The organism is Vogesella lacus (genome assembly GCF_979366295.1).
In genome coordinates this window covers 1-292 of the sequence record NZ_CEETQT010000050.1, presented here as the reverse complement: position 1 = coordinate 292, position 292 = coordinate 1, and the positions used below count along the sequence as shown (strand labels likewise).

The window sequence follows — 292 nt, the reverse complement described above, 5'->3', positions numbered from 1 at the left end:
TCTCTGCTGGGCGAGGACGACAAGTAGTCCACCTCGTCCGGCAGGGACTCGCAGACGACGGCATCCAGGTGCCCATCAGCAAGCTGTGCCGCTGGTTTGACGTACCGCGTCGCACGCTGTACTACCGCCCGCAAAAGGCTGCGCCCAAGCTGCAGCCGCAGCTGGTCGAGCCCATTAAAGAGATGATTGAGGAGAACCCTTCATTTGGCTACCGCACCGTAGCAGGCCTGCTGGGCATGAACAAAAACACCGTGCAGCGCATCTTCCAGCTCAAAGGCTGGCAGGTGAAGAA

The 292-nt window shown here is 59.9% G+C and carries 1 protein-coding gene; it reads left to right on the top strand.

All coding sequences use genetic code 11. The features are described from left to right. Nucleotides 1-68: 68 nt before the first annotated feature. Nucleotides 69-292: hypothetical protein (locus tag ACZ9W6_RS17670; RefSeq protein WP_465192496.1), on the top strand; the 224-nt coding region annotated here is incomplete at its 3' end.